A 19,424-nucleotide genomic window follows, 5' to 3' on the forward strand; every position below is an offset into this window, starting at 1 on the left:
TCATGACAACACTTGGCCGGCCGGCACTTTCAGGCCGTCATGCCACCACGCCGCGAGACTGAAGACGTTGGGCGCCTTGAGAATCGTGAAGTGGTTGCCCGGCCCGTACCACACCGCCAGATCCGCGACCTGGCGTTGCCAGCCTTCGACCATCGCCGCGTGCTCGCGCTGATTGCCCCAGGCATCCAGCGTCGGGTCATCGACCAGCGCCAGCCGCACCGGCCCGGTGTAGGCCCGTTGCGGTTGATAGACCGTGCGCAGCGCGGTGGCGAAGGTGCGGACCGGGCCGTGCATGGCCTGCGCCGACGAACGCGCAGACAACACACCGGCGCGCACCATGCCCTCGTGCAACAGGCGCATTTGCGTGGTGTCGTCAGCCTCGGCGAACGCCAGCGGATCGATGCCCAACGACTTGCCGCTGGACAGTTGCAGCGTCTCGATCAAGCGTTCCAGTGCGGCGGTCGTCGTGTACGGCTTGCCCGCCGTACCGTTGCCGCCGGGAGATTCGCTGTCGATCAAGGTCAACGACGCTACCTCACGCCCGGTCGCCTGCAACTGCGCCGCCATGGCATGCGCGACCCAACCGCCGAACGAATGGCCGATCAGGTGCACCGGGCCTTGCGGATACAACTGTTCGACGGCTTGCAGGTAACACGCCGCCGCCGCTTCAACCTGACTGTGCGGCACGCCGCTGCCATCGAGCCCGCGCGGTTGCAGACCGAAAATCGGCCATTCCGGACCCAGTGCTTCGGTCAGGTGAATAAACCCGGTGACACTGTCGCCCGCCCCCGGCACGCAGAAGATCGGCGCATGCCCGGCGTGCCCACTCTGGATCGTCAATACTGGCTGATACACCTGTGGTTGCGGGACCTGCGCCGCCGTCATGGCCTGACTCAAGGCTTGGCCGAGTGCCTGGATATCCGGGTTTTTCATCATGCTACGGTGATCCCCCGGCACATCGATGCAGCGCAGCAAACCGCTGCCGACCTTGTTCTCCCAACCACGGCTCGGACTCGGTTGTGCCTGCCCCGGCATCAATGCCTGAGCGCGGAACAAGTGCACTGGCTGACTGGCCGGGCTGACCCGGTAATGCGCCAGCGCCAGACCATGAGCAGCCTCGCGATCGAAGTAACTCCAGGCCTGCGCCGCCGTCAGTGCGGCCAGTTCCGGGTCGGGCAATTGCTGTTCGCAGCAGCGCTGGAACAGCTCGTCGAAGGCGATCCGTTCGACTTCAGCCTCAAGCCTCTCTACGTCAGCCAATGCTGGCAGCCCTTCTGCACCACGCATCTGCGAACGCGCGCGGCAGTGCTCGAGCAATTGACGCTTGTCGCGATGCTCGCCAATCCAGCGGGTTTTATCCTGACTTGCGGGATGTGGCGCGTAGGTATCGAGCAGTCCGACAAACGCCACCGCCTCATCGAGACCGAGCAATTGCTGCGCGACTTCGTACGCCAGCAAGCCACCAAACGACCACCCGGCCAGACGATACGGCCCATGGGGTTGTACCGCGCGGATAATCCCGATCATCCGCGTGGCCATGCACTCAAGGGTACGCAGTTGCGGCTGCCCCAGCGGCACACCGGGCAAACCGTAAATCGGAAACTGCCCGTCGATGTGCAACCCCAGAGCCGGGAAATACACGTCCCGCCCACTGAACTCATGGATCAGGAACAGCGCATTGCCGCCCTCGCCCGGACGCACCACGACCAGCCCTTCCGGATGTTCGGGCACTGCGCTGCGTTGACTGAGCAGCGCCGCCAGCGACTCGACACTCGGACGCTGGAACAGCTCCGCCAGCGTCACCTGTTGCCCCGCACGTTGCAGCAGGTTGACCAGACGAATCGCCAACAATGAATGCCCGCCCAACTCAAAGAAATTGTCGTGGCGACCGACCTGTTCGACCTTGAGCACCTCGCCCCAGACCTGCGCAAGCAAGCTTTCGACCTCGCCTTGCGGCGCTTCGTAGTGTCGGCTGAGCACAGCGTCGAAGCCCGGTGCTGGCAGCGCCTGACGGTCAATCTTGCCATTGGGAGTCAACGGCAAAATATCGAGCGCGACAAACGCGCCCGGCACTGTGTACTCGGGCAACTGCTCGAGGATGAACGCGCGCAGCGTGTCGATAGCCGGTGCAGCGCGGCCGTCGCGCAGAGTGAAATAGGCGACCAGACGCTCGTCGCGCATCAACACCACCGCTTCGCGCACATCCGGGTGCTGGATCAACCGTGCTTCGATTTCACCGAGTTCCAGACGCAAGCCGTGCAGCTTGACCTGGAAGTCGTTGCGCCCGAGGAACTCAAGGTTGCCGTCAGCGCGGTATCGCACCAGATCGCCGGTGCGGTACAAGCGATCACCGTCCACGAACGGGCTGTCAATGAAGCGTTCAGCCTGCATCTGCGGCAGTCCCATATAACCGCGCGCCACGCCGACACCACCTATGTGCAACTGGCCAATGACGCCGAGCGGCACCGGTTGGTCGTGCGCATCGAGCACATACAGGCGGGTGTTGCAGATGGCTTTGCCGATCGGCAATTCCGATGTTGGCACAGGCATGTGCGGTTCCAGTGTCCATGCCGTGCTGTCGACCGTGGCTTCGGTCGGGCCATACACGTTATGCAGGCGCACCCACGGCAGTTGCTGGCGCACAGCAGCGGCCAGCGCCGCGGTGAGTTCGCCGCCACCACAGAAAATGTCGGTGAGGCTGGTGCATTCACTGATCTCCTGCAGTTCAACAAACTGCTGCAACAGCGCCGGCACAAACTTGACCACAGTGACCCGCTGCTCACGAATCACTTGCGCCAGATAGGCCGGTTCCCGATGGCCGCCCGGTCGTGCCAGCACCAGACGCACACCGGCCGTCAGCGGCCAGAAGAACTCCCACACCGAGCCATCGAAACTGAACGGCGCTTTCTGCAACAACGCGCTCTCCGGGGTCGGCGGGCAGATCTGCGAACCCCAATGCATCAGATTGCACAAGCCACGATGTTCCAGCATCACGCCTTTTGGCGTACCGGTCGAACCCGAGGTGTAGATCATGTAGGCCAGATTCGCAGGGCTCAGGCCAGGCACCTGCAGATTGCTTTGCGACTGGTCATGCCAGGTGCATTGATCAAAGTCGATCAACGCCACCTCACTTTCGACGAACAACGATCGGGTGGCTGTGTGGACCAGCACCGCCACCGGCGCGCAGTCCCTGAGCATGAAGTCGAGGCGCTCCGCCGGGTAAGCCGGATCCAGCGGCACGTAGGCGCCACCGGCCTTGAGAATGCCGAGCAACCCGACCACCAGATCGAGTCCACGCTCGACGCACAGCGCCACTCGCGCATCCGGCCCCACGCCCTGTTCGCGCAGGTGATGCGCGAGACGGTTGGCACGGGCATTCAGCTCGCGATAGGTCAGGCTGTGTTCGCCCGACTGCACGGCGATGGCTTCAGGCTGGCGCTGCACCTGCGCTTCGAACAGGCTCTGGATAGGTTGCTCGACCGGGCAATCGACTTGCGTCGCGTTGAAGTCGCCGAGCAAGCGCTGCTGTTCATCCGCCGCAAGCAGATTGACCTGCGCCAACACTGCTTGATCATCGCTGACCAGCGCCGTCAGCAAGCGCTGCAAGTAACCGACAAAACGCTGCACGGTCGACTCATCGAACAACGCTGTGGCATAGCGCAGCGCGCCTCGGATGCCTTGCGGGTTTTCCCCCAGGCTCAGCGACAGGTCGAACTTCACAAAGTGATTTTCCCCGGCCAGGCCTTCCAGCGTTAGCCCGCCCAACGCCAGGGCGGGCGCGACGCTGCTGTCCCAGCTCACCAGGGTCTGGAACAACGGTGTGTGGGAAAGGCTGCGCACCGGCCGGGTGATTTCCACCACGTGTTCGAACGGCAGATCCTGATGCGCCTGCGCGGCCAACGTCTGGGCCTTGACCTGCGCCAGCAGCGCCGCACCGGTCAGATCGCCGGAGGTATCGATACGCAGCGCGAGGGTGTTGACGAACATGCCGATCAACCCTTCGATCTCGGCACGGTTACGGTTGGCCACCGGCGAGCCGATGACCACATCGGATTGCCCGGACAGGCGCGCAAGCAACATTGCCCACGCGCTCATGAGCACCATGTACGGCGTCACACCGTGGCGCTGACACAACGCCTTGAGACCGGCGCTGGTCTGCGCGTCCAGCACGATCTCGACACTGCCGCCGTGGTGATCCTGTTGTGCCGGGCGTGCGCGGTCGGTTGGCAGGCTCAACAAGGCCGGGGCGCCGGCCAGGGTCTGCTGCCAGTAATCGCTCTGGCGCTGCAACACCTCGCCGCTGAGCCAGCGCCTTTGCCACAGCGCGTAGTCGGCGTATTGCAGGGCCAGTGGCGGCAGTGGATCGTCCTCGCCGTGGCTGAACGCCTGATACAGCGCCATCAGTTCGCGGGTCAGCACGCCCATCGACCAGCCGTCGGAGATGATGTGGTGCATCGTCAACAAGAGCACATGGTGCTCATCGGCCAGACACACCAACCGTCCCCGAATCAATGAACCGTCCTGCAAATTGAACGGTCCGCGCGCTTCAGTTTCGATCAGCGCGCGCAAGGTCTCGTCGGTCTGCGGCTGTTGTCGCCAATCCTCTTCAATCAGCGGCAGGCCACTGTCGACCGGGGCAATCAGCACCTGCGCTTCGTCGTTCAATTGTGCGAAACGACTGCGCAGGGTTTCGTGACGCGCGACGATCCGCGCCAATGCCCGTTGCAGGGCCACGGCATCGAGGCGGCCACGCAAATGCAGGCCCAGAGGAATGTTGTAGGCGGTGTTGCCGCCGTCCATCTGCGCGAGGAACCACAAGCGTTGCTGGGCGAAGGACAACGGCAGCGCCTGATCGCGCGGTGCCGGCAGAATCTCCGGCAAGCGGCTGCGTTCGGCCTGACTCAACAGCTCGGCGACCGCCGCCAGTTCCGGGTTGGCAAACAGATCGGCCAGCGCCAGTTCCACGCCCAATTGCTGGCGTACCTGGGAGAGCATGCGCATGGCCAGCAATGAATGGCCGCCGAGTTCGAAGAAGTTGTCGTGGCGACCGACCTGCCCGACCTGCAACACCTCGGCCCAGACCCGCGCCAGGCTTGCCTCCAGTGGATTGGCCGGCGCCTCGTAGACCCGACTGAGCAGCGCCTCCTGGGTCGGTGCCGGCAGTGCCTTGCGGTCGACCTTGCCGTTGTTGTTCAGCGGCAATACCTCGAGTTGCACCCACGCCGTCGGCAGCATGTATTCCGGCAGACGGGCATGCAATTGCGCGTGCAGTGCGGCGCTGTCCAACAGTCCCGCGTGCGCCGTGTAGTAAGCCACCAGACGCGGAGTGTCCTGTCCGTCGCGGCGCGCCAGCACCACCGCCTCTTTGATCCCCGCGCAGTTCAGCAGGCGACTCTCGATTTCTCCCAGTTCGATGCGGAAGCCGCGAATCTTCACCTGATCGTCGTTGCGCCCGATGCAATCGAGTTGCCCCGGCGCCAGCCAGCGCGCGAGGTCGCCGGTGCGGTACAGCAACGCGCCCGGCGTGTCGCTGAATGGATCGCGGAGGAATTTCTCGGCGGTCAGATCCGGTCGGTTCAGGTAACCCAGCGCCACGCCCTGCCCGCCGATGTACAGCTCGCCGGTCACACCCATCGGCACCGGTTGCTGATGCGCATCGAGCACATAGACCTGAGTGTTGGAAATCGGCCCGCCAATCGGCACGCTCTCGGCGTCCTGCGCCACTTCCGGCACTTCGTATGTGGTGGCGTAGGTGGTGGTTTCGGTCGGGCCGTAGCAATGCACGATGCGTAACGCGGGTGCCTCGGCCAAAAGGCGACGAAACGCAGCCGGATCGCCACGCTCGCCGCCGCACAGCAAAATCCGCAGGCCTTTGAGTGCCAGCGGAATCAGTTGCACGTACTGGTTGAACAGCGCGGTGGTGACGAACAGAATCGTCGCACCACTGGCGCTCAGTTCACGGCCGAAGGCATTCGGATCGAGCAAGGTCTGATGGTCGATGATCACCACGCGACCACCATTGAGCAACGGCCCCCAGATGTCCATGGTGCTCGCGTCGAACGCCGGGTTCGAGGCGAACACCACACGATCCTGCGCATTGAAATCGGCGTAACCGTTGTTGAGCACCAAGCGGCCGATGCCCCGGTGCGGCACCATCACGCCTTTCGGCGTGCCGGTGGAACCGGAGGTGTACATGATGTACGCCAGTGTCTCGGACGATTGCACCAGGTTCGGGTTGTGCGTCGGCTGGCCATTGAGGGTCAGGGTGTCGAGATCGATGCGCGGCGCGGCGTAGTCGATGACTTCGCTGCTGAGGGTCAACAGCGCCACTGCCTGACAATCCTCGACCATGAACGCCTGGCGCTCGCTCGGCGCATGGATGTCCAGCGGCACATAGGCCGCCGCGCATTTGGCAATGGCCAGTTGCGCGACCAGAAGTTCCAGCGAACGTGGCAGCAGAATCGCCACGTGGTCACCCGGCTGCACGCCGTGAGCGATCAGGTGATGGGCCAGCCGGTTGGCCTGAGCGTTCAGCTCAAAGTAGCTGAGCGAATGTGCGCCATGCACCGCCGCCACAGCCTTGGGATGCGCGGCGGCCTGCTGTTGGAAAATCCCGTGCACGGTCAGCGTTTGCGGGTAGTCACGCGCGGTGGCGTTGAAGTCGCTGAGCAAGCGCTGGCGCTCATCCGCCGCCAGCAACGGCACGCGTTCCAGCAGCGTTTGGTCACTGGCAATCATTGCTTCGAGCAGGCGCTCGAAGTAACCGATATAACGCGCAATCGTCGGCGCTTCGAACAACGCTGTGGCGTAGTTCAGCGTGCCACGAATCACCCCGTTGACCTCACCCAGTGTCAGCGTCAGGTCAAACTTGGCGACCTCGTCCGGGCCGGCAACGCCCTCCAGCGTCAGATCACCCAACGCCAGTTGCGGGCCGACGCCGCTGTCCCAGTTCAGCGTGGTCTGGAACAGCGGGCTATGGGCCAGGCTGCGCACCGGCCGGGTGATTTCCACCACCTGCTCGAACGGCAGATCCTGGTGCGCCTGCGCCTCAAGTGTCCGCGCCTTGACCCGTGCCAGCAGCGCTTCGACGCTCGGTGCGCCCGAGGTGTCGATGCGCACGGCGAGCGTATTGACGAACATGCCGATCAGGCCTTCGACTTCAGCGCGGCTGCGGTTGGCCACCGGCGAGCCGATCACCACATCGGACTGCCCGGACAGGCGACTCATCAGCATTGCCCAGGCACTCATCAGGGTCATGAACAGGGTCGCGCCGTGACGCTGGCTCAGCGCTTTGAGGCCGGTACTCAGGCGCTCGTCCAGCAGCACCTCGACGTGGCTGCCGACATAGTCCGGTTGTGCCGGTCGCGGGCGATCGGTAGGCAGCGTCAACAAGGCCGGCGCGCCGTTGAGGGTCTGCTGCCAGTAGTCGCTCTGCCGCTGCAGCACTTCACCGCTGAGCCACTGACGCTGCCACACCGCGTAGTCGCCGTATTGCAGGGTCAGTGGAGGCAGCGGATCCGGCTGACCGTGGCTGAACGCTTGATACAACGCCATCACCTCACCGGTCAGCACGCCCATCGACCAGCCGTCGGCAACGATGTGATGTACGGTCAACAGCAGCACATGATGATCGTCGGCCAGACGCACCAGTTGTCCGCGAATCAATGGATCGTTGTGCAGGTCAAATGCTGTCGAGGCTTCCTGCGCCATCAATCCCTGCAAGGTGTGTTCGGCTTGCAAGTCTCGGCGCAGGTCTTCCACGCGCAACAGTAAACCGCTGTCGACCGGGGCAATCGACACGTGAGCGCTGTCGTCGAGGCTGATGAAACGGCTGCGCAAGGTTTCGTGGCGGGCAACGATCCGTGCCAGCGCCGCTTGCAGGGCATCAACGTGGAGGTGGCCGCGCAGGCGCAAGCCGAGGGGAATGTTGTACGCCGAGTTGCCACCCGTCATCTGCGCCAGGAACCACAGGCGCTGTTGGGCGAAGGACATCGGCAACGCTTGATCACGCGGCACCGGCACAATGTCCGGTAGCACGCTGCGCCCGGCGCGATTCAATACTTCAGCGACTGCGCTCAATTGCGCGTCGGCAAACAGATCACTCAGCGCCAGCTCGACGCCGAGGCGCTGACGGATCAGCGAAACCATGCGCATCGCCAACAGCGAATGACCACCCAGTTCGAAGAAATGATCGTGCCGGCCGACCTGCCCGACTTGCAGCACTTCGGCCCAGATCTGCGCCAAGGCGGTTTCCAGTTGGCCTTGCGGCGCCACGTATTCGCGAGTCGGCAGCGCGGCCAGATCCGGTTTCGGCAATGCTCGGCGATCGACCTTGCCATTGGCGGTCAGCGGCAAAGCTTCGAGCCGGACAAACGCGGACGGCACCATGTAATCGGGCAGCTGTGTCAGCAACTGTGTGCGCAACTCGCCTAGCGCCAGCGGCTCGGCCCCTGCCTGTTCGGTGAAATAGGCCACCAGTCGCGGCTGGCCGGGTTGGTCCTCGCGGGCCATTAGCACCGCTTCGTTGATCCCGGGGAGCTGATTGAGGCGGGTCTCGATCTCGCCCAATTCAATGCGCATGCCACGGATTTTCACCTGATCGTCATTGCGTCCCAGGTATTCCAGCGTGCCGTCCTCGCGCCAGCGCGCAAGGTCACCGGTGCGGTACATGCGCGCATTCTGCAAGGGGTTGAACGGGTCGCGCAGGAAGCGCTCGGCGGTCAGATCGGCGCGGTTCAGATAACCCCGGGCCACGCCCGCGCCACCGACGTACAACTCGCCCATCACGCCCATTGGCACCGGGCGTTGCTGCTCGTCAAGCAAGTAGACCGCCGCGTTCGCCACCGGTTTGCCGATGTGCAATGCCGTGCCGACGTCGATACGCCCGGAAGTGGCGACCACGGTGGCTTCGGTCGGGCCGTAGTTGTTGATCACGGCGAAGCGCTGGTCGCGGTTGAACTGGCGCAAGCGGTCGCCACCAATCAGCAAGGTGCGCAAAGTCGGGTGATCGAGGTTCTGGCTGAATGCGTATTCGGCAATCGGCGTTGGCAGGAAGCTCACCTCCAGTGGTTGCCCGCGCCACCACTCGAGCAATGCGTCGATGTCTTCACTGCCGTCATGGGTCGGTGCCAGGTGTAAGGTCGCGCCCACACACAGCGCCGGCCAGACTTCCCACGCCATCGCATCGAAGCCAAACCCGGCAAGGCTTGAGGTGTGGCTGCCGGCGCGTAAATCGAACGCTTCACAGTGCCAGTCGACCAGGTTCGACAGCGTCTGATGCTCGACCATGACGCCTTTGGGCAGACCGGTCGAACCCGAGGTGTAGATCATGTACGCCAGGTGCGCAGCGCTCAGACCCGGCACCGCAGGGTTGTGCTGCGCCTGCGCCGGCCATGCGCACAGGTCGATATCGATCACTGGCACGGCCAGCGCCGGTAGTCTCTCGTGCAGATCGCTGTGAGTGAGCACCGCGACCGGCGCGCTGTCGCCGAGCAGATAGCTGATCCGCTCGGCAGGATGCGCCGGGTCGATCGGCACATAACCGGCGCCAGCCTTGAGGATGGCGACCAGACCGACCAACGTATCCAGACCCCGACGGGCGACGATGGCCACGCGGTCATCAGGTTTCACGCCTGATTCGATCAAGTGATGCGCCAACGCATTGGCCCGGCGATTGAGCTGCAAGTAAGTCAGTGGCTGCCCGGCAAACACCGCTGCTACCGCTTGTGGACGCTCGGCGACCTGCGATTCGAAGCGCTGGGCAATCGTCAGTCCGCGCGAGTAGTCAGCCTCGGTCGCGTTGAAGCTCACCAGCAACTGTTCACGCTCATGCACCGGCAGGATCGACAACCGATCAAAACCCATGTGCGGCGTGTGCTCCAGCGCATCGAGCAATACGCTCAACGCCCGCTGCATGTACCCGCAGATACGCTGCGCATCAATGCCGGCCCCGGCCAATACTTTCAGGCTGAAACCTTCACCGAGATCGTCAACGCTGAGGGTCAGGCGATAGTTGGTGTGCTCCTCGGCTGCCAGCAATTGCATGCCCTGCCACGCCGCTTGCACCTCGGCGGACACCGACCCGACCGGAGCGCTGTGACGATAGTTCAGCAGTGTGCTGAACAGCGGCGTGCCCGCCGGCATCGCGCTGCACTGCTGCACCTGCGCCAATTGCGCGTGCTCATGAGCGAGCAACTGACTCAGGCGTTGATGAGTCGCCAATGCCGCGCCTTTGACGCTGTGGGCGTTCAGCTCGATGCACAGCGGCAAGGTGTTGATGAACACACCCAGCGCCCGTTCCGAGCCTTCGCCGCCCTGCAATCGGCCGAGTAAGACGGTGCCAAAAACCACGGCATCGCGCCCGGACAATTGCCCCAGCACCTGCGCCCAGGCGAGGTGGATCAGGCTGGCGGCGCTGACACCCAAGCGCCGTGCCTGTTGACGTACGCTGTGGCTGAGTGTGTTTTCCAGCGTCAACTGCGCTTCTTGCGCGGGGCCGTCATCGGCCAGATTCTGACCGTAGGGCAAGGTCGGTTCATCGACGGCGCCGAGCATCTCGCGGAAGAAGCTTTGGTGCTCTTGCTCACTCAGACCGGCCTGGGTGTGCGCCACGTAATTGCGGTATGGCACCGGATCGCTCAGTTGCTCGGCATTGCCCAGCAGAAACGCCTGCATCTCATGCTGCAACACTTCGAGCGCGACGTGATCCATGACCAAATGATGGAACAGCAACAACGCCACCACCCGTTGATGGGCGGCGTCGCGGCTGTACACCACGCGCATCAGCGGTGCCTCGGTGACGGGCATGCGGTAGTTATCGATGGTGAAGCGGCTCCGCAACTGGCTCAGCGCATCGCCCGCTTCGGTGTCCAGCTGCAAGGCCTCGCAGCCCAGCGAAGCCTGACGCCAGACCACTTGCACCGGCTCTTCAAGGCCTTCCCAAAACAGCGAAGTGCGCAGAATGTCATGGCGCTCGATGACCCGTTGCAGCGCAGTGGTGAAGGCCTGCAAACGCTGTTCATCGACGAATGCAAACTGCGCCTGCAGCACATACGGATCGCCCTGCGCGGCCGACAGATGATGGAACAGAATGCCAGTCTGCAACGGCGCCAGCGGGTAGATGTCCTGCACGTTGCGCGCACCGCCGGGGATACTCGCAACGATGCGGTCAATCGTCGCTTGATCCAGCGTAATCAGTGGCAGCAAATCAGGCGTGATGCGCGTGCAATCGGCCGGAACAAGATTGGCCGGCACCGCTGCCTCAGGCTCTCCGCCTACCGCCGCTGCCAAAGCGGCAAGCGTCGGTTGACCGAACAACACGCGGATATCCGCCGGCAGGCCAGCCCGGCGCATGCGCGCGACCAGATTGACCGCCAGCAGCGAATGGCCGCCCAGCTCGAAGAAATGATCAAAGCGCCCGACCCGCTCAACCTTCAGCAACTCGGCCCAGATACCGGCAATCACGGTTTCGACTTCACCGACCGGCGCTTCGTACGCGCGGGTCAACAGCGCCGACTGGTCGGGGGCCGGCAAAGCCTGGCGATCCAGTTTGCCGTTGGGGCTCAGCGGCAAGGCCTGCAAATGCACAAACACGGCAGGCACCATGTAATCCGGCAGATGCGTGAGCAATTGGCTGCGTAGCTGATCTGTTTCCAGTAGCTCGCCGCTGTAATACGCCACCAGCCGTTGATCGCCCGGCACGTCTTCACGGGCCAGCACCGCCGCTTCACGCACGCCGTCGATATGCGCCAGATGCGCTTGAATCTCGCCCAGTTCAATGCGCAAACCACGAATCTTGACCTGATCATCGTTGCGTCCCAGGTACTCGATGTTGCCATCGGCCAGATACCGCGCGATGTCGCCGGTGCGGTACAAACGCGCGCCGGGCTGATCATTGAACGGATCGTCGAGGAAGCGCTCGGCCGTCAGCTCAGGCCGATTCAGATACCCCCGCGCCACCTGCACGCCACCGAGATACATCTCGCCGACCACACCCAATGGCGTCGGTTGCCGATGAGCATCGAGGATGTACACGCGGGTGTTGCGCAGCGGTTTGCCAATCGGCGGCGCGCCTTGCGGCACCGGTGCATGCGGTTCTAGCGTCCACACGGTGCTGTCGACGGTGGCTTCGGTCGGGCCATAAACGTTGTGCAGGCGCACCTGCGGCAGACGCTCGCGCACACTGCGCACCAACGCGGCAGTCAGTTCACCGCCGCCACAGAACACATCGCTCAGGCTGCTGCACTCACCGACTTCTTCCACTTCAAGAAATTGCTGCAACAGCGCCGGCACGAACTGGACGACATTGACCTGTTGCTCACGAATCAGCTGCACCAGCGCGGCCGGATCGCGGTGATCGTCCGGGCCGGCGAGGACCAGGCGCATGCCGCTGGTCAACGGCCAGAACAGCTCCCACACCGAAGCGTCGAAACTGAACGGGGTTTTCTGCAGCAGCGCGGCGCCGGTATAAAGCGGACACAGCCCGGCGCTCCAGTGCAGCAGATTGCCCAGGTTGCGGTGCTCGACCATCACGCCTTTCGGCGTGCCGGTGGAGCCGGAGGTGTAAATCACATAGGCCAGATTCGCCGCGCTCAAGTCCGGCACCTGCGGATTGCTCTGCGCAAGGTCTTGCCAGGTGCACTGGTCGAAATCGACCCGCACGCCCGCCCACTCGCCGATCAGCGCACGCGTCGGCGCATGCACCAGCACCGCCACGGGCGCGCTGTCCTCAAGCATGTAGGCCAGACGTTCGGCGGGATAACCCGGGTCGAGCGGGACATAAGCGCCGCCGGCCTTGAGAATCGCCAGCAGACCGACCAACAACTCCGGCCCACGCTCGACGCAAATTGCCACCCGCGAATCGCGATCGACACCGCACTGGCGCAAGTGATGAGCGAGTTGGTTGGCGCGGCGGTTCAACTCGGCGTAGCTCAAACGCAGCTCACCGGCCACCACGGCGTCAGCGTCAGGTGTGCGCAATACCTGCGCCTCGAAGCGACCATGAACGGTCTGCTCGAGATCGTGGGCGACGGCGGTTGCGTTCAGATCGAACAGCAGATGCTGACGCTCGTCATCTGCCAACAGCGCCACCTGCTCCAGTACCGCTTGATCGTTGTTGACCATTGCCTGCAACAGTCGCTGGAAGTAACCGACATAACGCTCAATGGTCGATTCGTCGAACAGGGCAACGGCGTACTCCAGCACACCGCGAACCCCGCCCGGCGCGTCTGCCAGCGTCAGCGACAAATCGAATTTGGCAAAGTGGCTCGGCTCGGCGACGCTTTCCAGCGTCAGCTCGCCCAGGCTCAGGCTGGCGCCGTGGCCGCTGTCCCAACTGAACATCGCTTGAAACAGCGGACTGTGCGCCATGCTGCGCGCCGGTTTGGTGATTTCCACAACTTGCTCGAACGGCAGATCCTGATGCGCCTGCGCTTGCAGCGTGCGCGTCTTGACCCGCGCCAGTAGCGCTTCGCTGCTCAACTCGCCCGAGGTATCGATACGCAGGGCCAGCGTGTTAACGAACATGCCGATCAAGCCTTCGATCTCGGCGCGGGTACGGTTGGCGACCGGCGAACCAATGACCACTTCAGCTTGCCCGGACAAACGACTCAACAGGCTCGCCCAGGCACTGAGCATGAGCATGTACATCGTCACGCCATGTCGCTGAGCCAAGGCCTTGAGTGCGGCGCTCAAGCGTTCGTCGAGCACCACCTCGACGGTATTGCCGGCGTAATCCTGCTGTGCCGGGCGCACGCGGTCAGTCGGCAGCGTCAACAGCGCCGGAGCGCCGGCCAGGGTCTGTTGCCAGTATTCGCTTTGGCGCTGCAACACCTCACCACTGAGCCAGCGTCGCTGCCACACTGCGTAATCGCTGTATTGCAGCGCCAGCGGTGGCAACGGATCCGGCTGACCTTGACTGAACGCCTCATACAACGCCATCAGTTCACGGGTCAGAACCCCCATCGACCAGCCATCAGAGATGATGTGGTGCAGGGTCAGCAGCAGCACATGATGATCGTCGGCGAGGCGCACCAAGCGACCGCGAATCAGCGCATCATCCTGCAAGTCGAACGGCCCTGAAGCCTCGCCCTGAATCAGCGCCGCTAAGGTCTCGTCGGCTTGCGGGTGTTGGCGCAGGTCTTCAACGCGCAGCAGCAGACCGCTGTCGACCGGGGCGATCAGCACTTGCGCCTGGTCATTGAACTGGGCGAAACGGCTGCGCAGGGTTTCATGCCGCGCAACGATGCGCGCCAAGGCTTGTTGCAGGGCCGGTTCATTCAATTGCCCACGCAGGCGCAGGCCGATGGGAATGTTGTACGCAGTATTCGCACCTTCCATCTGCGCCAGAAACCACAAGCGCTGCTGAGCGAACGACAGCGGCAAGGCGCCGTCACGGACCACCGCGACAATTTCCGGTTGCGTGCTGCGCCCGGCCTGCGCCACTGCCTCGGCGACCGCGGCCAGTTCGGCGTTGGCGAACAGATCGCCCAGCGCCAGCTCCACGCCAAGACGCTGGCGAACCTGGGACACCATGCGCATGGCCAACAGCGAATGGCCGCCGAGTTCGAAGAAATGATCCTGACGCCCTACTCGCTCGACCTGCAGCACCTGCGCCCAGATCTGCGCCAAGGCGCTTTCCAGTTCGTTGTGCGGCGCCTCGTATTCGCGGGTGAACAGTGCGGTGAGTTCTGGTTTCGGCAGCGCCTTGCGGTCGACCTTGCCATTGGCGGTCAACGGCAATGCGTCGAGTCTGACGAAGGCCACCGGCACCATGTACTCCGGCAACTGGCTCAACAGGTGCGCGCGCAACTCGGCCACGGCCAGCGGTTCGACCTGGCTCTGCTCGGTGAAATACGCCACCAGGCGCGGTTGCCCGGGTTGATCTTCGCGCGCCAGTAATACGGCTTCCTGAATGCCGGGCAACTGATTCAGGCGGGTTTCGATTTCGCCGAGTTCGATGCGCACACCACGGATTTTCACCTGATCGTCGTTACGCCCCAGGTACTCGATCGTGCCGTCGGCACGCCAGCGTGCGAGGTCACCTGTGCGATACATGCGCGCATTCGGCAAGGCACTGAACGGGTCGTGGAGGAAGCGTTCGGCGCTCAGGTCGGCACGGTTCAAATAACCGCGAGCGACCCCCGCACCGCCCACATACAACTCGCCCATGACGCCAATCGGCACCGGCCGCTGCTGTTCATCGAGCAAGTACACCGTGGCGTTGGCCACCGGTTTGCCAATGTGCAAAGCGTCGCCCGCCTCGATGCGGCCAGAGGTGGCGACCACGGTGGCTTCGGTCGGGCCGTAGTTGTTTATCACGTCGAATTGCTGGTTGCGGCTGAACTGGCGCAAGCGGTCGCCACCGATCAGCAGCGTGCGCAGCGTCGGGTGTTCGAGGTTCTGGCTGAAGGCATATTCGGCGACGGGTGTCGGCAGGAAACTCACGTCCAGCGGCTGCGCGCACCACCAATCGAGCAGCGCATCAATGTCCTCGCTGCCCTCGTGCGTCGGTGCCAGATGCAGGGTCGCGCCGGCACACAACGCCGGCCAGACCTCCCAGGCCATGGCGTCGAAACCGAAGCCGGCAAGGCTTGAAGTGTGGCGACCGGCGCACAGATCAAACGCTGAGCAATGCCAGTCGACCAGATTCGACAAGGTGCGGTGTTCGACCATCACGCCTTTGGGCAGACCGGTGGAACCGGAGGTGTAGATCACGTAGGCCAGATGCGCGGTGGTCAGGCCCGGCACGTGCGGATCAGAGGTTTCGCTGAGCGGCCAGGTCAGCGGGTCGAGATCGATCACCGGCACCGCCAGCGCCGGCAAGCGCTCAAGCAAATTGTTTTGAGTGAGCACGGCGACGGGGGCGCTGTCGCTCAGCAAGTAGTGCAGACGCTCGGCCGGGTGTGCCGGGTCGACCGGCACATAACCGGCGCCGGCCTTGAGAATGGCGACCAGCCCGACCAGCGTATCGAGGCCACGGCGGGCGACGATGGCGATGCGATCATCCGGCTTGACCCCGAGCACTATCAGATGCTGGGCCAAGGCGTTGGCATGCCGGTTGAGTTCGGCATAGCTCAGTTGCTCACCGAGGTATTGCGCGGCCACGGCTTCGGGCCGCTGCGCCACTTGCGCTTCGAAACGCTGGGCAATGGTCAGCGTTGCCGGGTAGTCGGCGTGAGTGGCATTGAACGCCAGCAGCAACTGCTCGCGCTCGGCCGCCGGCAGAATCGGCAAGTGGTTGAGTGCTGTGTCCGGCGCCTGCTCCAGCGCCAACACCAGACTTTCCAGGGCGCAATGCAGGTAAGCGCAGATACGCTGTGGATCGACCTCAGTGGTGGCGAGCAAGGTCAGGCTGAACGCATCGCCGAAATCATCGACACTCAGGGTCAGCGGATAGTTGGTGCGTTCTTCGGAGCTGATCGTGCTGATGCCTTCCCAAGCGGCAAGCACCTCGGCACTGGCCGTCGCCGCCGTGTGGCTGTGACGGTAATTGAGCAAGGCACTGAACAACGGCGTCGGCGCGACCACGCCGCTGCAACGCTGGGCCAGTGCCAGCGGCGCGTGTTCGTGGCGCATCAATGTGGTCAGGCGTTTGTGCGTCGCCTCCACCGCCGCACGCACGCCCTGCGCATCGACATCGACCCGCAGCGGCAAGGTGTTGATGAAAATCCCCAGCGCCCGTTCGGTGGCTTCGGCGCCCTGCATGCGGCCCATCAGTACCGTACCGAACACTACGTTTTGTTTGCCGGTGAGCACCGCCAATACCTGTGCCCAGCCCAGGTGAAACAGGCTCGCGGCACTCACGCCGAGCTGCCGCGCCTGCGCGCGCAGACGCTGGCCGAGCAACGGATTGATCGGCAGGCTCAGCTCGGCGATGCCGAGGCCGTCGCCCTGCACGTCCTGCAAACCGTACGGCAGCGTTGGCTCGGCAATGTCCGCGAGCATCTCGCGGAAAAACACCTCGTGTTCGGCTTCGCTGATGCCCAGCCGCGCTTGCGCCACGTAATTGCGAAACGGCACCGGCCGGCCGAGCGATTGATCCTGACCGGTGAGGCAGGCGAGCAGTTCGTGACGCACCACATCGAGCGCCGAGTGATCCAAGGCCATGTGATGGAACAACAACGTCGCGACCACGCGCTGCCCGCCCTCATCCCACGCGTAGGCCAGACGCATCATCGGCGCGTGCCGGACGTCAAGACGGAAATGTCGCGCATCGAAACGCTCGTGCAGTTGCTGCAGCGCATCGCTTCCGTCGTCGCGCAGCATGACCTCTTCCAACGGCAGTTGCGCTTGGCGCCAGACCACTTGCAGCGGCACGTCCAGCCCTTCCCAATGCACCGCCGTGCGCAGGATGTCATGACGATCGATAACCTTTTGCAAGGCTTGAGCGAAGTCATGCAGACGCTCACGGCTGCTGAACGCAAAGTACGATTGCATGACGTAAGGATCGCCCTGCTCGTTGCTCGCGTGGTGATAGAGAATGCCTTCCTGCAACGGCGCCAGTGGGTAGATATCCTGCACATTGGCGGCGCCGCCCGGCACCTCGGCGATCAAACGGTCAAGGGTCGGCTGATCCACTTCAGCGAGGGTCACCATCGCTGGCGTGATGTGCGTGCTGCCGAAAAGAATGCCGTTGGCCGGAACGTCGATCTGGCCGACGCGGGTGGCCGAGTATTGGCCGGCCTTGATCAGTTCAATCAGCGCCGGTTTGTGCTCGCGCAGCGCGGCCAGCAACGCCGGATCGCTCAACGCCTGTTTGTTGCCATTGACGCGCAATTGCTCATCGGTCACCGCCAACTGAATGTCTTTTGCCTTCAGGGTTGCCAACAGTTCGAGCACATTCACAGGACGATCTCCATTCTTTCCGTAATTGCGGCGTAGCCGGCCAGGGTCGGTTGTTCGAACAACGCCCTGACATCGGCTTCCATGCCTTCCTGACGCAACCGGCCGATCAGACTGACCGCCAGTAATGAGTGACCACCCAATTCGAAGAAATGGTCGTGACGCCCTACCCGTTCGACGTTGAGCAGTTCGGCCCAGAGCCGTGCGAGGGTGATTTCGACGTCGCCGACCGGGGCTTCGTATTCGCGGGTTTTCAGCGATTGCTGATCCGGTGCCGGCAACGCCTTGCGGTCGAGCTTGCCGTTGGGGCTCAGCGGCAAGGCGTCGAGATACACGAACACGGCGGGCACCATGTAGTCGGGCAAGTGCTCAAGCAAATGACTGCGCAGCAGGTCGATGTCCAGCCGTTCACCGGAGTAATACGCGACCAGACGTTTGTCGCCCGGCACGTCTTCACGGGCGACCACCACGGCCTCCTGCACACCTTCGATCTGGGTCAGGCGCGCCTGAATTTCGCCCAGTTCGATACGCAAGCCACGGATCTTCACCTGATCATCGTTACGCCCCAGGTACTCGATATTGCCGTCCGGCCGATACCGCGCAACGTCGCCGGTGCGGTACATGCGCCCGTGCGGATGAAACGGGTCATCAAGGAAGCGTTCGGCGGTCAGCTGCGGTCGGTTCAGATAACCGCGCGCCACCTGCACACCGGCGATGTACAACTCACCGACCACGCCTTGCAGCACCGGCTGCTGTTGCGCATCGAGGATGTACATCCGGGTGTTGGCGATCGGTTTGCCGATTGGCGTGTTGTCCGGAGTCTGCTCGATCGATCCGGCGCAATCCCAAGCGGTGACGTCGACGGCGGCTTCGGTCGGACCGTAGAGGTTATGCAACTCGCTGCCGGTTAACTGAAGTTTGAAACGCCGCACCAGACTGCCCGGCAACGCCTCACCGCTGCACATCACCTGACGCAGGCTGTCGCAACGCGTGGTGTCGCTGTTGGCGAGGAACACATCGAGCATCGACGGCACAAAGTGCAGCGTGGTGATGTGTTCGCGCTCGATTACATCGCTGAGGTATTGCGGATCCTTGTGCCCGTCGGGCCGCGCCATGACCAGTCGCGCACCGGTCATCAGCGGCCAGAAGAACTCCCACACCGATACGTCGAAGCTGAACGGGGTTTTCTGCAACACCGAATCGGCAGCGGTCAGGCGATAGGCGTCCTGCATCCACAACAAGCGGTTGACCACTCCGGCATGCTCGTTGACCACGCCTTTCGGTTGGCCGGTGGAGCCGGAGGTGTAGATCACGTAGGCGCTGTGTTGTGGTGTCAGCGCCGGGATTTGCGGATTTTCGGCGGACAAGGATTGCCAAGTGTTCTGGTCGAGGTCGACCATCGGTGTCGTGATATCCCCCAGCGACGAACGGGTCGCCCCGTGCACCAGCACCACGGCTGGCGCGCTGTCCTCGAGCATGTAGGCGAGCCGTTCCGGCGGATAGGCCGGATCCAGCGGTACATAAGCGGCGCCGGCCTTGTTGATCGCCAGCAGGCCGATGACCATTTCCAGGCTGCGTTCGAC

At 63.4% G+C, this 19,424-nt stretch carries 2 protein-coding genes (1 of these 2 cut by a window edge); both read right to left on the bottom strand.

Features of this window, described 5'->3' with window-relative positions:
• Entirely contained in the window at positions 1–17,844 is a 17,844-nt protein-coding gene (locus tag ACZZ0G_RS29595; protein WP_463558689.1) for a non-ribosomal peptide synthase/polyketide synthase, read from the bottom strand.
• A protein-coding gene (locus ACZZ0G_RS29600; RefSeq protein ID WP_463558690.1) for an amino acid adenylation domain-containing protein crosses the window boundary here: on the bottom strand, positions 17,841–19,424 show its 3' portion. It continues 11,433 nt past the right edge of the window; the window shows 1,584 of its 13,017 coding nt (coding positions 11,434–13,017); its start codon lies beyond the right edge, outside the window; its stop codon occupies positions 17,841–17,843. The genes ACZZ0G_RS29595 and ACZZ0G_RS29600 overlap by 4 nt, the downstream gene beginning before the upstream one ends.

This window comes from Pseudomonas sp. AC169 (genome assembly GCF_979258515.1).